Raw genomic sequence first — 16,319 nt, forward strand, 5'->3', positions numbered from 1 at the left:
CATTTTTTGACTAGGAAATCCACCTTAAATCTATTAAAATAGTAGTATGCCGATTAAGCTTGCCACCCAATCTCAGGTACGCCAATACAACGTTTCTAATGCTGTAGCGTCTGCTCGTATTGAAGGCGTTGTTCCAACTAAGCAGTTAGAGCAAAACCTTACTGACTATATTTCTGGCAAAAAGAGTATTGCGCAATTAGTGGAAGAAACTAAACAACGTTATGTCACGCTACGACGCGGATGACACTTACTGCTACCCAGGTACAGACGTACTTCGAAACAAAGCAGAAATTACTAACGCACAAGATTTAGACTCCTACGAAGGGGAGCTATCCACTCTGCGTTCAATTGAAATTCTAGAAAATCCTGTAGCTGGTCAATTTGATCTTGCCCATCTTCAACGCATTCATCTAGCCCTCTTTCAGGATGTATATGATTGGGCCGGAAAGATCCGCACAGTAGATATTAGTCGCGGCAATAGTCGTTTTGCCAATGTGCGCTTTATTGAATCAGCCGCAAACGATATCTTCAATAAATTAGCCCGTGAAAACTGGCTTAAGGGGCTGGATGCTGACACCCTGTCAAAAAGACTGGCTCACTACCTATCAGAGATCAACGCCCTACACCCTTTTCGAGAGGGGAATGGTCGCGTACAACGCATATTTATCTCCCAACTTAGTCAATCAGCAGGCTATCAACTCGACTACTCCGACCTGGAGCAGGAGCAAATTTATCGAGCAATGGAGCTAGCCTTTAATGGCGATGAACTCATTCTTGCCAATCTCATTCTTGAGCGACTAGAGAAAAGCCAATAGGCTTGCGCAAGTTGCAACCCTGTCTGAGCCAATTAAATCTCTTTAAGCCCGTTGGTCGCGAGTTCGAATCTCGCCCGACCCACCAATTATGCAAAGGGATCACAGCAATGTGGTCCCTTTTCTTTTGGCTGAATGGAATGGATTATTGAAGGTATCCATTTCTACTTCTACTATAGAGATTTGGCGCTGGGACTTAAGTCTCTTTTTTATAGTCCACCCAAAAGGCCATTAATACAAAAGCTACTAACGCACAACTGCCTGAGAACATGAATGCATAAATCGGCGCTACCGATTCGTATATCCAACCAAAGAAAAATGAGGCTGGGAAAAGCATTAATCCCGTGATTAAATTAAACCAACCAAAAGCTGTACCAGCCAATCCCTTGGGGGCCATATCTGCTACCAACGCTTTCTCAACCCCTTCTGTAGCCGCCTTAAATAGACCATAAATGCCAAAGAGTGCAAATATTTGGTAGGTGGTGAGCCCAGGTAAACCCATGCATATGTAGAAAAAAGCAAAAGCAATCCAAGCAATCAGAATAAATAGCTTTCGCCCAAATCGATCAGACAAAGCCGATAAAGGTGTTCCAAATAAAGTAGTGATGAGGGAGATTGCGGCCCATAAAAGCGGAATTTGCTCTTGAGGAACCCCTGCCTCTCTCGCCCTTAACAACAAAAACATATCTGAAGAATTGGCCAAAGCAAAGATTCCAGCTACTACTAAATACCTTTTAAATTGATCTGGCATGCCTTTCAGAGACCAGCTAAATTTACTGGCTTGCGGGTTGGCCTCCCTCTGCGGTTCTTTAATGCACAAAGCAAGAGTCACTGTAATGACTGCCGGCACGATTGCCCAAAGAAAGATATCTTTAAGCGGAACACCCATGGATAAAAATAAAGCAGCCAACAGGGGGCCAATTACAGCGCCTGCGTTGTCCATCGAGCGATGTAAACCAAATGTAACGCCGCGTTGATTCTCATTGACTGTTTCAGCCAGCAGAGCATCTCTCGGAGAACTGCGCAGACCTTTACCCATGCGATCTGTAAAACGAATCGCCAAAACCCATAACCATGAGTTAGCAATCGCAATGAGCGGTCTCCCAATACCTGCTAGCGTGTAACCCAGAACAATCCAAGGCTTTGCTTTTTTAGTGCGATCAACAATGACGCCTGAAACTAATTTAAAAATACTAGAAGTTGCTTCAGCAATTCCTTCGATGATACCCAGCGCTTTAGGCCCTGCCATTAATACTGAAGCTAGGTATAAAGGCATTAGCGGATAAAGCATCTCGCTAGCCGAATCATTTACTAGGCTAATAAGTCCAATCAGCCAAACGGTGCGAGGAAGGGCGAGGATGGTTTTAAGCATTACAGACTCAATTTAGCACCATAGTCTCATTTTTTGTCGTTTTAAATGGCACTCCTATAATGGGGTAACCCTTCAACAACAAAGGCTGAGATGACTTGGATCATTACAAAATATCTATTAACAGCCGGAATGGTTGTATTCATCTCTGAAGTGGCCAAGAGAAGCGATAGGTTAGGCGGCTTTATAGCGGCTTTGCCCTTAATGACGCTTTTAACACTCGTATGGCTGTACGTAGAAAATCAGCCCGAAGAAAAAATTGCTAATCACGCTTATTACACCTTCTGGTATGTGATTCCGACATTACCTATGTTTCTATTGTTTCCATACCTGCTTCCAAGACTAGGCTTCTGGCTAACGATGGGGGCAAGTGTTATGGCTACAGTAATCTGCTTTAGCTTGTTTACTGTGCTGATGAAGAGCTTTGGAATTAATTTGGTCTAAATAAAAACCATCTGAATGGGGTTTTGGTGATTCTTGAAGTCTATAGGCGAATAGAAGCCCCCACAAAAGGATTCTTATTTCTCGGCCCCCTATTTCCAATTAAAAACTAAAGATTGCGTAAAATAATTTATGCCTAATTCTTCGGCCAACGATTACCTACTTTATTTTCCTTATCCAACAGCGTCAACGTTGTCGGAGTGGCTAGAAGAAAGTAATGGCATTACACGCCATATTCTCGAGAATATGCCAGCGGCAGATCATGTAGTTCCCCAGCTCAATATTTTGAACCCTCCCCTTTGGGAATTTGGTCACTTAACTTGGTTTCATGAATTCTGGATTCATCGTGATGGCCAAGTAGACCGAGCCTCATACCTGAAGGATGCTGATTACTTATTTAATTCTTCAGAGATTGCGCATCAAGATCGCTGGACAACTCCAATGCCATCACTCGAAAGTCTTCTGGAGTACAACCACAACATTATTAGCAGCACCCAAGAATTGCTGTGTAAACCAATTGACAATAAAACCGCCTACTTTGTTCAACTAGCGATCTTGCATCAGGATATGCACAATGAAGCATTTGCTTATATGTGGCAAACCATGGGACGCTCCAAGCCCTTCGAAGCATTCTCCAAGTCAAGCAAGCCTCTAGCCAATGCGCAGACCTGGATCCATTTTCCAGAATCTTCAGTTGAAGCTGGCTCTCAACAGGGCTCTGGATTTATTTTTGATAATGAAAAATGGCTGCACTCCATTCATCTTCCCGCCTTTGATATTTCGAGCAGGCCAGTTATCAATGGCGACTACCTAGAATTTATAGAGTCGCCAGCGAACAAATCTGGCATCAAAACTGTTGCGCCACCATCTCACTGGAAAAAGGATGGGGATATTTGGCTTGAGCGTTTCTTTAATGAATGGCTTCCTTTAAACCCTGCATCAACATTACGCCACGTTAGCTACCTCGATGCCTTACGCTTTTGTGAACATCATCAAGTACGCTTACCCAACGAACATGAGCTCAGCCAGTTAATGAGACAACCAGGAATAGCTTGGCACGCCTCAAACCTATGGGAGTGGACTAGCAGTACATTTGCTCCCTTCCCTGGATTTAGCACTGATCCCTATGTCGACTATTCACAACCCTGGTTTGATGGCACCTATCAAGTCCTAAAAGGGGGTAGCCCATTTACACCTGATCGCCTTAAGAGAATAGGGTTTCGTAACTTTTATCAAGGCCACAGAAGCGATCATTTTTGCGGCTTTCGCACGTGTTTACTCTAAATTGGGTAAGCTCATGATCTTATGTCGATTTTCAACTTTAAATAGATTATTCACTTCTTATGACTACACCTTATAACGGCCGCCTCACCTCTTTATCACATGGCGGAGGATGTGGCTGTAAGATTGCGCCCGGCGTCTTAAGCGACATTCTAAAAACTTCGCCGATGCGCAATATACCCGCCGCCCTTTTAGCAGGTTCTGATAACAACGAAGATGCTGCTGTATATCAGATTAATGAAAATCAGGCGATTGTTGCTACCACTGATTTTTTTATGCCAATTGTGGATGATCCGTTTGAGTTTGGACGCATCGCTGCAACAAATGCGATCTCTGACATTTATGCAATGGGCGCACAACCCCTTTTTGCACTCGCGCTACTCGGTATGCCAATTCAAGTTTTACCATTAGAAGTAATACAGCAAGTCACTGCTGGCGGCGAATCGGTCTGTAATGATGCTGGCATCATGATTGCTGGTGGTCACTCCATTGATACAGTAGAACCTATTTACGGATTGGTAGCGATCGGCATAGTCGATCCAAAAAATCTGAAACGCAATAATGGCGCTCGTGCTGGAGACAGTATTATTTTAAGTAAACCATTAGGTGTGGGCATACTATCAGCAGCCCTGAAAAAAGAAGTTCTCTCAGAGGCTGGCTACAAGCAGATGATCGCTCTGACTACCAAGTTAAACAAGCCCGGTGTTGCGCTCTCTCGACTCGAGGGTGTGCACGCGCTCACGGATGTTACTGGCTTTGGTTTGGCTGGACACCTTTTGGAGATGGCCAGGGGCTCTCACTTGCAGGCTCAGTTAAATTGGAATGCTATTCCAGTAGTGCAAGAAGCTATTGAACACGTCAAAGCAGACATCTTTACAGGCGCATCCACACGGAATTGGGCGGGTTACAGCAATGAAGTTGAGCTAGCAAGCCCCCTTGGGCTGTGGCAACAAAATGTATTAACCGATCCACAAACCAGCGGTGGTTTATTAATTGCTTGCGCGCCAGAACAAGAGGCCGAAGTCCTATCTATCCTAAATGCCGATGGATTTACAAGTGCCAGTAAGATAGGTCACTTTGCTACGGGTTCCGGCCTGACTGTTGCTTAATTATTCTTTTAATCCTAACCAAAAGATCATTCCATGAAATTCCTACAAATTACTCTTCTCAAAAAATTCTCTGCACTATTGCTAGCATTTGGTTTTGCTTGCAGCATCAGCACTGGAGTCTTAGCCCAGGATGTCTTGCGTATCTCAGCTATTCCTGATGAGTCGCCTACAGAGCTACAGCGCAAATTTAAACCGCTTGGCGACTACCTCTCCAAAGAAACTGGCATGAAAGTGGAATTCACCCCGGTGACTGACTATGCTGCAGTTGTAGAGGCTTTAGCAACCAAGAAGATTGATATGGCTTGGCTAGGTGGGTTTACTTATGTGCAGACCAAAATTAGAACAAATGGCACAGCTATTCCGATTATTCAGCGTGTTGAAGATGAAAAATTTACGAGCGTCTTTATCGTGCCTGCTGATAGCACATTAAAAACGCTAGGCGAATTAAAAGGTAAAACGATGGCCTTTGGTTCCCCCTCTTCCACTTCGGGTCACTTAATGCCACGTTATTTTTTAATGCAAGCCGGCATTAACCCAGATAAAGACTTTAAGAACATCGCCTTTTCAGGAGCGCATGATGCAACAGTAGCCTTTGTAGCTAGCGGCAAAGCTGATGTTGGAGCACTTAACGCCTCGGTATGGACAAAATTGAACGAGGCTAAAAATCCGAATGCACTCAAATCAAAAGTACTCTCTACAACGCCCCCTTATTTTGATTACAACTGGACGGTACGGGGAGATTTAGATCCAGCTTTAGTAAAGAAGATTACTGATGCTTTCTTAAAGCTCGATGCAAGCAATCCTAACTACAAAGAATTGATGGATCTTCAACGTGCAAGCAAATATGTAACAACCAAATCATCGAATTACGACGATATTGAAAAAGCTGCTCGCTCAGCTGGATTAATTAAGTAGTCTCGTGGGATTTTCCTTACAACAACTGAGCTTTAAGCACAGCAATGGCACACCCGCACTAAGCCAAGTATCTTTAGCAGCTAGTGCCGGTGAGTGCATTGCCATTATTGGACCTTCTGGCTCAGGTAAGACAACGCTTTTGAACATCCTCGCTACTGCTTTAAAGCCAACTCATGGAAGCACTGAAATACTGGGAGCCAATCCCTGGAGTCTATCGAAATCATCCCTCAGAAAATTACGGTCAACCATTGGTTTAGTCCATCAAGCACCACCGATTCCTTTGAGACAACGCGTCATCACTGCCATTCTTGCAGGTCGGCTCGGGCAATGGCCTCTATGGAAATCAATTTTGTCATTAATTTATCCGGTGGATATTATTGGTCCGCAGTCCTGTCTTGAGCGCTTAGATCTCACTGATAAGCTATTTGATCGGTGCGATTGTCTATCGGGCGGCCAACTACAACGTGTCGGCGTTGCCAGAGTGATGTATCAAGAGCCGCAACTGATTCTTGCTGACGAGCCAGTATCTGCAATGGATCCTGTACTGTCTGATCTCACTATTAGCGTCTTGATTGCCGAGACCAAGAAACGAAATGCCACCTTAGTCTCAAGCCTTCATGCAGTAGATATTGCCCTGCGCTGGTTTCCACGCATTATTGGAATTCGAGATGGTCAAGTCATGTTTGACTTACCCTCCAGTGAAGTTGGCGAGGCCATATTGAAAGAACTCTATGCATCAGAACTCGGCGGTCTCCCGATGCAAACCAACCATCCTATGCTCTAACGGCATCTAGGCGCACTCCTTTTTCAATTCGCAATGCTGCTAAAAAGCACTCCTAGAGACCCTGCAACACCCTATCGTTTTTTTGGACTGGTAGTTGCTATTTGTATTCTATGGCCCATGTTACAACTGGCTCAGTTTGAGCCCATGCTCTTGATTGATCCTAACAACACTAAAGTCATGGGTGACTTTTTAGAGCAATTTTTTCCACCCAATATTCAGCCAGATTTTTTATCGCTTGTTCTAAAAGCTACTGTTGAAACTTTAGCCATGGCGACTGCAGGAATAGCCTTAGCAATGATCATTGCCATTCCACTTGGCTTAATCATTTCTTATAACTTATCAATTTCAAGAATTGGCCCAAGTTCTGATCATCAGCTTGCTCAATTTGTAAGATTTCTTGCGCGTACTTTGATGTTAGTGCTACGAGGCATTCCAGAAATTGTATGGGCGCTTTTGCTAGTCAGAGTATTTGGCCTGGGTCCTATTGCGGGTGTTTTGGCTATTGCTATCACCTATGGCGGCATGTTGGCAAAGGTCTACTCTGAAATTCTAGAATCTGGCAACACCCTGCCCGCTAGAGCACTCATTCTTACTGGAAGCGGACGCATAGCCTCATTTCTATATGGTCTACTACCAAGCTCAGCCCAAGAGCTTGCCTCTTACACCGTCTATCGCTGGGAGTGCGCTGTTAGGGCCTCTGTAGTCATGGGATTTGTAGGCGCGGGTGGACTGGGTCAACTCATGGATCAATCTATGAAAATGCTCAATGGTGGAGAAGTTTCTACTATCTTGATTGTTTTCTTGGGTTTGGTATTACTGGCTGACTATATTAGCTTGGTAATCAGAAAGCAGTTAGCATGAGCAGGCCTATTAGCATTCAACCAGCTCGTCAATTTTGCTTGAAGTGTCTTCTCATGCTGTTGATTATTTTTGGCGTAACCATTAGCAGCTTTATTTATCTATCGCTAAATCCAGCCGATCTATTTACCTTCCAGGCCATGAAAAATATGGCGGAGTTTATTGGACGATTTTTCCCACCAGATCTCAGCGTTGATTTTTTAGAAAAAATTTGGCAAGGCATTCTCCAAACACTGGCTATCTCGGCTTTAGCAACACTCATCGCTGCGGCACTCAGCATTCTGATTTCACTTCCTGTATCAGGCAGATTTGGGGCTATCGCTAAATGGCTATCGCGCTTCTTCTGTAACTTCCTAAGATCTGTGCCAGAGCTCGTTTGGGCAGCATTAATGGTTCTCGCTGTTGGCTTAGGACCGTTTGCAGGAACCTTAGCCTTAACACTTCACACCACAGGCGTTTTAGGAAGATTATTTGGAGAAACTTTAGAAAACAATCCAATAGCCGCGAGCAATGCATTGGTTCTGGGTGGCTCCGGAAGAATCGCCTCCTTTTTATATGGCACCTTGCCTGGCATTGCACCCCAACTACTCTCATATAGCCTTTATCGCTGGGAAATGAATATTCGCATGGCAACTATTTTGGGGTTTGTAGGCGCTGGTGGCCTTGGACAGATGTTGTATTACGAACTCTCACTCCTTAGAGAGGCACAAGCATCCACCGTGATTATTGCTATGCTGTTATTGGTAATACTAGTAGATCTCATCAGCACCAAACTTCGCCGTATTCAGATGCACAATTTAGGCTAGATATCCTGATCCTCTTATAGACCATCGCCCTCATGAAACAGAAATTAACTCAAGAATTACTGCTTAGCCTTACTGCCGATACACCATCGATATCGCCAAAGTTTTTCTATGATGAGATAGGCTCACATCTATTTGAAGTGATTACGCTCCTGGACGAATACTATCCAACTCGTACTGAAAAGTGGATTATGGATAACTATCAAAGCGAGATTGCTAATGCAGTAGGTTCTTGCGATGCCCTCCTTGATCTTGGGGCGGGTAATTGCATAAAGGCTAGCCAGCTTTTTAATAGCATTAAACCCAAGCAATACCATGCATTAGATATTTCAAAAGAGTTTTTAGAGACGGCTGTCGCTGATTTACGAAAGCAGTTTCCACAGATCAGCATGTCTGCCCATGCAGTTGATTTGAGCCAAACATTCACATTTCCTACTTTGCAAAACTTAAGGAAAATATTTTTCTTTCCGGGATCTTCAATTGGCAACTACGACCCCGACAAAGCAGATGCATTTTTTAGTAATCTAGCTATTCAGTGCAATGATGATGGTGGATTACTGATTGGCGTTGATTTAGTCAAGGATGTTCAGACTCTAAATTGCGCCTACAACGATGCTTTGGGCGTTACAGCTGCATTTAATCTGAATGCCCTACTGAACATAAACAAGTTGATTGGTAGTAACTTTAATCCGGTGAACTGGGAGCATTACGCTTTTTTCAACACATCCCTGTCTCGTATTGAAATGCATCTGCGAGCCCGCGATGATGTGAAAGTGACTATTCCGGAGTTGGGCTCAAAAGATCATGTTCTTACATTTAAAGCAGGTGATTTAATTCATACTGAAAATAGCTACAAATATACTCAAGATGATTTTGTAGAAAAACTCCGTTCCGCTGGATTTGAGAATATCCACTCTTGGACTGATCCTCAAAATCACTTCCTAGTCTGCTTCGTAAATGCAAGAAAGATTTCTTAAAACTGCCTGCTCATTAGCTTATTCAGTAATTTTTGAATTGATTCTTGCTCTTGCTGTGGGCTAATGAGATGCTTGCGAGCCTCGATACACTTTTTCAGTGCAGAGTAAAAATGTGCATCCGTTTCTGCTTGATGTATCAGAGTTGCAAGTGCAGCTTCATCGGCAACTGGGTAATAACCAGGGTAGTCGTCTCCAAGCAAACCTCGGTTACCCGCTATATCCGATGCAATGATCGGAACACCTAACGCTATCGCCTCAGAGACAACATGTGCCCCACCCTCCATGCGACTAGAAATCACCATTAAGCGACTTTCAGAAAGAATCCTCATGGCTTCCTCATGGCTTAACTCGCCCATCCATCGATAGCGATCAAGTTTGTTGCTGTAGTCCTTAGCTGCACGCTCCATTTCAGGATTCATAGCCTTACCCATATGCAAGACATGCGCTTGAGAATCAGCAGGCATAAGAAATTGGCTACGGGCAATACAGAACGGATCTTTCTCCTCCCTCAGATGACCAATTACCGCCACCTGAAAACCTGACCCCGTATTTTGACTATGAGCGCCCACCTCTACCGATTGAAAAATGACTTCAGCCTTATGTCGCAAGTTGGGCGGAATAGAACCCAAGGCAGTTGATTGTAAAACTACCAAGGCATCTGCTAAATTCATTGATTGCAGTACTTCATCATGGATAGCCATATCTCGATATAGATCGGTGCCCGTCAAAACAAGTGCAACCGGCCTATCGGGATATTGCCTCTTAAATTGCAAAATAGATTGGTAACTACGGTAGGCATGCAGTGTAATGAGCAAACCAGCATCTCCGCCGGACCATGATTCAGTTACCCTAGAAACGTAACCCAGATCCCGTAAAAATACCTGCCAGCGCATAGCCGTCATACGGTTGCCATGCAGACTACCAGGCGGTGCTGGTGTCACGATTTCAATAATAGGTTTGATAGGGAGCCTTACAGTAATTCTCCCAATATTAAACAAAATTGATACTTTTTTCCTGCTGCTCAATTAAACACTCCCATCAATTGATGGCTATCAATGCAAAAAGTATTTAGGATTGAGCTTTGGATCACAAGTAAGATGAAAAACGTCATGGGCTACACCTATGCAAGATACGGCTAAGGCCATATAACTTCAGGTACAGAATCAAGCTTTAGGCAAATATGCAATCACTCAGTCAATTTTTGATCCTATAGGCCATTGATTTGTATAGGATTTTAGGGCTGATACTTCTTTGAATCCGTTAGTCGCGAGTTCAAAAACGAAGTTTCGACGCAGTCAATCTCGCCCGACCTACCAATAATACAAAAGCCACCCTAGGGTGGCTTTATCTTTTAGCAAAATTATTGCGCCCTTCTGCCTCCAGGCCTATATCGATCCATCACCTGATCGAGACTACCATTAGTGATACTGGGATTTGCTTTTTGTAGACAGCTTAATAAAACAGCCTTGTTAGCATGTTTTTGATTTCCCTCTGGCATAGCTCCACGAGGCGCTGGATTGACATTGCTAAAGCAAATTCTGAATTGTTCCGGCGTTATACCAAGATCTTTACTAATTGCATTTACCGGTCTGTTTGGATCATCTCGCAAGACACCTGTCGCAGTGAGCGGGGGCTGAGAAAAGGCGTAGCCTGAAGTAATGTTAGCCGCCAGAAAAAACCAGAATGCTTTCATTTCTAACTTATTTCTTTGGCGGCAATAGAGGCTTTGGAATTATTTGCGTGTCACTTCATGACAATCTGCAACTGGTCCAGCATCTTTGTTCTTGGGAGCAGTGGTAGTTGTAGCAAAACAAACAGCAAGTTGATTAGGATTGAGTACTTTAAAACTATAAGTACCGTCTTGATCTGCCATAGCACCACTCACCATGTCAGCGCTTATAGAGCCCACGATGGGTACTGTATGACTGGCAATAGTAAAGGTGCCTGAAAATGCACGATTCTTTTGTTGGTCAAACTTATAAGTCACTACCGACTTTAAGAATCGAATTTCTCCAGCCTTACCATTTGGATAGTGAGTGCCCGCACCAATAACAGCATCATTGGTTTCCCCTACCCAAGTACCAACTAAATTAGGCACTTGTTGAGCCCAACTTGGCTGACAGATCAGTAATGTGCCAACAATAAGTGGGGATGCAAATAATTTAGTCACAGTAGAAAAGCTAGCTTTCATGGGGCACCTTTATGTAAATTTTGAGCTCTTTGGGAACTAATGCCCAAAGTATGGAATCGATAATATCAAGCCTAAGAAGATTTGCAATCTTTCGATCGTAGGATTGAGTTTTGAGCCAATTTCGACCCAAAACTGCTAATTACAAGCCCAAATAATAAACCCCCTCTCTGGACTCTCGGGGGTAACTTAAACCATATGTTGGTCTGGCAAAGATTGCTTTACCAAAACGCTCCTCGGGTAGCCTTTTCTTTTAGCTCTCTATCGGAATCATTATGGTGCAACCCATTGCTTCTTGAGCACCCTTCTCACGATTGGATCAAATGTAGATAGAGGCTCATTTTTGTAATTAGGGTCAAAAGAAATTTCATCGTACTTGGCGCAAAACTCTACTGTTTGCTCATAGGCTGGATCAGATTTGTATTGATCACGTGCATTAGGATCCAAACCGAGCTTATTGCCATAAAAATAGGTCTGAAATAAGCCATGCTGAACAAGCATCCAATAGTTATTTCTAGAAATGAAGGGGTGCAGGATTGATGCGATAACTTCACCGTGGTTGAAGGGGGCTAAGGGTTCGGCAATATCGTGGAACAAAGCAACCACAACATACTCATCGTCACGATTATCACGTAACGCTCTTGTGGCTGTTTGGAGGCAGTGATCCTTACGCGTGATGTTATAGGCAGTATCTTTAGCCAGATCTTCTAAGAGACTAAATAATTTATCAGGAAGATTGGCTAAGGTTTTTTCATGAACCTCTTTCATGACATCAAAGTCCGCTACAGTTCCTTGGTCCATTCTTGTAAAGTGCATTTTGTCCATGAGGGGCCTTCCAAGCAAAAGAATTGATTGTAAGCAATATATCTAAATTTAATCCTCTTGAGGAAAATTTGATATTTAAACCTCTAAGCCCATTAGCTATCAATAAGCCATCTTCGAGTGAACCATTCTTTTGGCCCAGGATCACCGTATTCAGAGAGGCAAAATTAGGTTAATGTATGCCTGAGATTAAATACTTCGCTTGGGTAAAAGTGTCCTATAAAAAATTACTATGCATTAGCTTCTTCATGTTCATTGCTGGATGCCAAAATGCGCCGGTAATCGTTCCGCCAATAAAGAATCCCGGTGGAGACGTAAGCCTCATTTTTAGTCGAGAAAATAAAGTTCTAGCTGGCCGAGAAAATGCAAGAGTTTATGTGGATGATATTGAGGTGTGCACCATTCCCAATGGGGATAGTTGCCAGATTAATATCTCATCAGGCACGCATGCTCTCAAAGTAGATAATCCTTGGTCTTATTCATTTGGGATGTTTCTGAAGAGTTACGCATTTTCAAGCGGCAAAACCTATCGATTTATGATCGTACCGAACAGTACAGACATACTTCTCAACATCGCCGACACCGGAAATCTTATCTATTACGAAGCCAATAGGACCGCCGCAACCAGCGACAATGGCGACTTCACAATGAGGCTTTCTGGAGAATAAAAAATAGGTGGTCAGCAATTTTTGCCTGATCCACCAAAATTCTTAAGAGCTTGAAGAGGAAAATGCTTTCGAGACTTTTTCTTTTAAAGCCTTGCTATTAACTACTCACAAAGCCCTGTTAACAGTTGACTCCCTGAAAAGAAACCAAAGGGCTTCATTTTTCCATTTGCAAATTCATCAATGCTTAAGTAATCCACAAAAGCACCGTTTTTGCTTGCAGCCTTCTGTACCCAAATCACTTTATAGGCATTTTTCTCGCTTCCCAGTGCAGCAACCTTAGGGTTTCTTAAGCTATCCATGATGTCGCCTATCACTTCACCAGTCTTCTTGACCACAGTAAATTTCTGCCCAATCCTGGAGCTCTCCTTGATTAAATCTAGAGTTCCATCTGCCTTAACATAAGAATCGCTCACAACCTCACACACGTAAGCATTGGGAGCTGCATAGGCCTGCAAGGAAGTAAGCGCTGCAAACACAGCAAGCAGCATGAATGAGAAGAAATTTGTAGCGCGCATAAGACCTCTTTTTACTCTATTTTATCCAAGAACTTATTTATACCCAGCACGATCTAACAACCTTTGGGCTGCAACTTGATTTTTACCAATCGCTGCGACAGATATATTCTCCGCTTTGAATGGTCCTAATAACTTTAGTCCTTCATTATTAATCTTGACGGACTTGACTACCGGCCACTCATTATTACCGTCGGCAAAATATTCTTGGGCAGAGTCACTCGCCAGGTATTCTAAAAACTGGACGGCCGCCTGGGGATGGGGTGCATTTTTAGCAACACCGCCACCAGCGATATTGATATGGGTACCAGTGGTTTTTTGATTAGGCCAGACAAAACCGATCTTAGATACCAGTTCTTGATCCTCTGGTTTGGTTGACCTTAGCAGCCTTACTAAGTAGTAGGAATTTGTCAGAGCTACGCCGCACTCACCAGAAGCTACCGCCTTGATTTGATCCGTATCGCCACCTCTTGGTGGTCTAGCCATATTGGCTACCATTCCTTTAGCCCATGCTTCTGTGGCAGTCTCACCACGTCGCTCAATCATGGCGCCAATTAATGACAGCATGTAAGGATGTGCGCCAGAGCGCGTACATACCTTACCTTTATTCATCGGCTCAGCCAACTTCTCATAGGTATCTACATCTTGAGGACTTACCTTGGCTTTGTTATAAACCACGAGGCGCGCTCTCGTTGAAAAGCCAAACCAAGTAGAACCCTCTGCTTCAGGCTTAGAGCGTAAGTTAGCCGGAATACGACTCTCTAAATATTTTGATTGGATAGGTTTAAAAAAGCCATCAATCTGAGCGCGCCATAATCTTGCAGCATCGACCATCAAGATGACATCAGCCGAACTATTGGCGCCCTCGCTTTTGATTCTTTCTGCCAAAGCATTGTCATCCGCTTCAATGCGATTAATTTTGATGCCAGTCTTTTTAGTGAAGTCACTATAGAGCGCCTCATCGGTTTGGTAATGACGGGCAGAATATAAATTTAATTCTTTATCGCCTGTTTGGGCTTGAACTGATCCCATGCAGCAAAACATTGCCAGCAGAAAAGGGATGCCGAGTTTTGTGAAGCATTGTTGCTGAGTCATAGTGCATAAATGATTAAAAGAGAGATATCTCAATTTATCATAAATGCGAATGATTATCAATTAAGATTTTGCAATCACCCTGGAGAGCAGTAGAACAGGGATAAGCCCTGCTAAAACAATGGTTAAGGAAGGTAATGCTAGCTCTGCTAAGCGCTCATCGGCAGCCAATTGGTAGGTCGCAACCGCCAAGGTATCAAAATTAAATGGGCGTAACAGCAGTGTTGCTGGCAACTCTTTCATCACATCTACAAAGACAAATAGACCGGCTGTCATGAGGCTGCGCTTTAGCAGGGGGATGTGCACCCTCCTCAGAATCTGCGGCTTGGATAAACCTAGTAAAGCGGCTGAACCGTCCATGGATGGCGTAATTCTGGAAAGGCCTGCCTCAACACTTTGTAAGCTGGAAGATAAAAATCGGACTAAATAGGCATATACCAAGACTAGCAAGCTCGCTGACATCCACCAAGCTAGCTGAAAAATCTCCAAGAACGACAAAATACCGATTGCCAATACAGCTCCCGGTAATGCATAGCCAAAACTGAGTAAGCGGTTAACCCAATGGAGTTTTGAATGCACTCGCACTGAATAGGCAAAAAAGATTGCCAGCGCCACAGAGATAACAGCAGTAATGAAAGATACTGACAATGAATTGGTTAGCCAACCAAAATAACGAATATCTACATTCAGTCCCTGCTGATATAAAAGCTGCAAGAGCGCAAAGGCTGGTAGTAAGAAGCCACACAGCAAGGTGCCCCCGCAAAATATAAACGCAAGAGAGGCTTTCTTTCCAGATAAGCGTTTTGTAACAGACTTCGCTTGAGAGGATGAAGCGTAGCGTAATTTTGAACGGCTACTTTGCTCTATAAAAAAGATGAGCAAAATGAAACTCAGCAAGCCCAAAGCCAATTGGACTGCGGCCAAGCGATCGCCAAAAGAAAGCCAGGCCTTGAAAATTCCAGTAGCAAACGTTTGGACACCAAAGTAAGAAACTGCACCGAAATCTGCCAAGACTTCCATCAATGCTAATGCCATACCCGCAAAGATAGCTGGTCTTGCCATGGGGAGCACGAGGTTAATAAAACCTTGCCATGGGCTATAGCCAAGTGTTTCAGAAACTTCAATCAGACGTCGACTACGCTCTATAAATGCAGTGCGCGTAATGAGGTACACATAAGGAAATAAACAAAAAGAGAAAGACCAAATTGCTCCAGCCATTGATCTCGGGTCAGGGAAAAACCATAAAGTATCAACACCAAGTAATGTGCGTATTACTGTTTGTATAGGGCCGGAGAATTGGAGGAGATCTACAAAAAGATAGGCCATGACATAAGTTGGTACAGCCAGCGGCAGAATTAAAGCCCACTCAAAGATCTTTTTTCCAGGAAAGTCATAACTTGCAATGATCCAGGCATTACCCACTCCCAGAATAAATACCCCTACCCCGACACCAAAGATTAAGACCAAAGTGGAGGCAATGTATCCGCCTAGAACATAGTTCCATAAATGACTCAGCGTACTTGTAGCCAATACATCGACACCTACCCCCGCCGGGAAAAGGAATGGCGCAACCAAGCCGAATAGCGGCAAAAATAGAAACACGGCAAGGGGTACCACAATAGGTTTCATGAATTCGACAATCCGTTTAGACTCTAGCTATGCATTAAACCATTAGCACTGATGAGAAA

General features: G+C 43.6%; 19 protein-coding genes. 11 read left to right on the top strand and 8 right to left on the bottom strand.

Going from position 1 to position 16,319, the window contains the following annotated elements:
- The first annotated feature begins 46 nt into the window (after positions 1-46).
- Complete coding sequence (locus AOC20_RS06940; RefSeq protein ID WP_215359655.1) at positions 47-244, top strand: antitoxin VbhA family protein; 198 nt, start codon at positions 47-49, stop codon at positions 242-244.
- Positions 222-815 carry a Fic/DOC family protein gene (locus tag AOC20_RS06945; protein WP_215359657.1) on the top strand — a complete coding sequence of 198 codons (594 nt, stop codon included), beginning with the start codon at positions 222-224 and terminating at the stop codon, positions 813-815. Before AOC20_RS06940 ends, AOC20_RS06945 begins: the two co-directional genes overlap by 23 nt.
- Before the next feature lie 193 nt (positions 816-1,008).
- On the opposite strand, the gene AOC20_RS06950 is transcribed toward AOC20_RS06945, so the two are convergent.
- On the bottom strand, positions 1,009-2,184 hold the full coding sequence (locus AOC20_RS06950; RefSeq protein WP_215359659.1) for an MFS transporter: 1,176 nt from the start codon (positions 2,182-2,184) through the stop codon (positions 1,009-1,011).
- A gap of 90 nt (positions 2,185-2,274) precedes the next feature.
- On the opposite strand from AOC20_RS06950, the gene AOC20_RS06955 reads away from it, so the two are divergent.
- From AOC20_RS06955 to egtD, 8 genes are all read left to right on the top strand, one after another.
- Positions 2,275-2,625: a DUF3147 family protein gene (locus tag AOC20_RS06955; protein WP_215359661.1), complete on the top strand. Its 351-nt coding sequence runs from the start codon at positions 2,275-2,277 to the stop codon at positions 2,623-2,625.
- 129 nt (positions 2,626-2,754) lie between these two features.
- Entirely contained in the window at positions 2,755-3,906 is a 1,152-nt protein-coding gene (locus AOC20_RS06960) for an SUMF1/EgtB/PvdO family nonheme iron enzyme (RefSeq protein WP_215359663.1), read from the top strand.
- Between the two features lie 59 nt (positions 3,907-3,965).
- Positions 3,966-5,012, top strand: coding sequence for a selenide, water dikinase SelD (selD, locus tag AOC20_RS06965; protein WP_215359666.1), 1,047 nt, complete (start codon positions 3,966-3,968; stop codon positions 5,010-5,012).
- A 33-nt stretch (positions 5,013-5,045) separates the two neighbouring features.
- Positions 5,046-5,927 (top strand): putative selenate ABC transporter substrate-binding protein, encoded by an 882-nt coding sequence (locus tag AOC20_RS06970; RefSeq protein ID WP_215359668.1) that lies wholly within the window; start codon positions 5,046-5,048, stop codon positions 5,925-5,927.
- A gap of 4 nt (positions 5,928-5,931) precedes the next feature.
- Positions 5,932-6,711 (top strand): phosphonate ABC transporter ATP-binding protein, encoded by a 780-nt coding sequence (locus AOC20_RS06975; RefSeq protein WP_215359669.1) that lies wholly within the window; start codon positions 5,932-5,934, stop codon positions 6,709-6,711.
- Between the two features lie 33 nt (positions 6,712-6,744).
- Complete coding sequence (locus AOC20_RS06980; RefSeq protein ID WP_215359671.1) at positions 6,745-7,572, top strand: PhnE/PtxC family ABC transporter permease; 828 nt, start codon at positions 6,745-6,747, stop codon at positions 7,570-7,572.
- Positions 7,569-8,375 carry a phosphonate ABC transporter, permease protein PhnE gene (gene phnE / locus AOC20_RS06985; protein WP_215359673.1) on the top strand — a complete coding sequence of 269 codons (807 nt, stop codon included), beginning with the start codon at positions 7,569-7,571 and terminating at the stop codon, positions 8,373-8,375. Before AOC20_RS06980 ends, phnE begins: the two co-directional genes overlap by 4 nt.
- 32 nt (positions 8,376-8,407) lie before the next feature.
- Entirely contained in the window at positions 8,408-9,349 is a 942-nt protein-coding gene (gene egtD, locus AOC20_RS06990; RefSeq protein ID WP_215359675.1) for an L-histidine N(alpha)-methyltransferase, read from the top strand.
- Here the strand turns inward: egtD and senB are convergent.
- From senB to AOC20_RS07010, 4 genes are all read right to left on the bottom strand, one after another.
- On the bottom strand, positions 9,346-10,290 hold the full coding sequence (gene senB, locus AOC20_RS06995; protein ID WP_215359677.1) for a selenoneine biosynthesis selenosugar synthase SenB: 945 nt from the start codon (positions 10,288-10,290) through the stop codon (positions 9,346-9,348). The genes egtD and senB overlap by 4 nt on opposite strands.
- A gap of 419 nt (positions 10,291-10,709) precedes the next feature.
- Positions 10,710-11,042, bottom strand: coding sequence for a hypothetical protein (locus AOC20_RS07000; RefSeq protein WP_215359680.1), 333 nt, complete (start codon positions 11,040-11,042; stop codon positions 10,710-10,712).
- A 39-nt stretch (positions 11,043-11,081) separates the two neighbouring features.
- Positions 11,082-11,540: a hypothetical protein gene (locus tag AOC20_RS07005; protein WP_215359682.1), complete on the bottom strand. Its 459-nt coding sequence runs from the start codon at positions 11,538-11,540 to the stop codon at positions 11,082-11,084.
- Positions 11,541-11,810: 270 nt separating this feature from the next.
- On the bottom strand, positions 11,811-12,362 hold the full coding sequence (locus tag AOC20_RS07010) for a peptidase (RefSeq protein WP_215359684.1): 552 nt from the start codon (positions 12,360-12,362) through the stop codon (positions 11,811-11,813).
- 176 nt (positions 12,363-12,538) lie between these two features.
- On the opposite strand from AOC20_RS07010, the gene AOC20_RS07015 reads away from it, so the two are divergent.
- A complete protein-coding gene (locus AOC20_RS07015; protein WP_215359687.1) occupies positions 12,539-13,027 on the top strand; it encodes a hypothetical protein in 489 nt (162 codons plus the stop codon).
- 101 nt (positions 13,028-13,128) lie between these two features.
- Here the strand turns inward: AOC20_RS07015 and AOC20_RS07020 are convergent, their stop codons facing one another.
- The 3 genes from AOC20_RS07020 to AOC20_RS07030 all read right to left on the bottom strand — a co-directional run bounded on the left by AOC20_RS07020 (position 13,129) and on the right by AOC20_RS07030 (position 16,260).
- On the bottom strand, positions 13,129-13,542 hold the full coding sequence (locus AOC20_RS07020; RefSeq protein WP_215359690.1) for a hypothetical protein: 414 nt from the start codon (positions 13,540-13,542) through the stop codon (positions 13,129-13,131).
- Between the two features lie 33 nt (positions 13,543-13,575).
- Positions 13,576-14,583 (bottom strand): extracellular solute-binding protein, encoded by a 1,008-nt coding sequence (locus AOC20_RS07025; RefSeq protein ID WP_215362250.1) that lies wholly within the window; start codon positions 14,581-14,583, stop codon positions 13,576-13,578.
- Between the two features lie 111 nt (positions 14,584-14,694).
- Positions 14,695-16,260: an ABC transporter permease gene (locus AOC20_RS07030; RefSeq protein ID WP_215359692.1), complete on the bottom strand. Its 1,566-nt coding sequence runs from the start codon at positions 16,258-16,260 to the stop codon at positions 14,695-14,697.
- Between the last annotated feature and the right edge of the window lie 59 nt (positions 16,261-16,319).

Source organism: Polynucleobacter ibericus (genome assembly GCF_018687955.1).
Classification (GTDB): Bacteria; Pseudomonadota; Gammaproteobacteria; order Burkholderiales; family Burkholderiaceae; genus Polynucleobacter; species Polynucleobacter ibericus.